This is a genomic window from Lacrimispora sp. 38-1 (assembly GCF_049890855.1).
GTDB lineage: Bacteria > Bacillota > Clostridia > Lachnospirales > Lachnospiraceae > Lacrimispora.
In genome coordinates, this window is the sequence record NZ_JBANEW010000022.1 from 1 (window position 1) to 229 (window position 229).

The 229-nt window shown below is 63.8% G+C and carries 1 protein-coding gene; it reads left to right on the plus strand.

Annotated features, from left to right (window positions below; all coding sequences use genetic code 11):
* Positions 1 to 229 (plus strand): hypothetical protein (locus tag V7D18_RS05085; RefSeq protein WP_426152082.1); only part of this gene is annotated, 229 nt, incomplete at both ends.

Consider the following 229-nt stretch of genomic DNA (forward strand, 5'->3'; position numbering starts at 1 on the left):
ATATCATAGATCCAACCGGCCCAACCGGAGACACGGGCCCAACCGGAGACACGGGCCCGACCGGAGACACCGGCCCAACTGGAGACACCGGCCCAACTGGAGACACCGGCCCGACCGGAGACACCGGCCCAACCGGAGACACCGGTCCAACTGGGGATATTGGTCCAATTGGAGATACCGGCCCGACCGGAGATACCGGTCCAACCGGACCAGGAGTCTTTTTATGGGG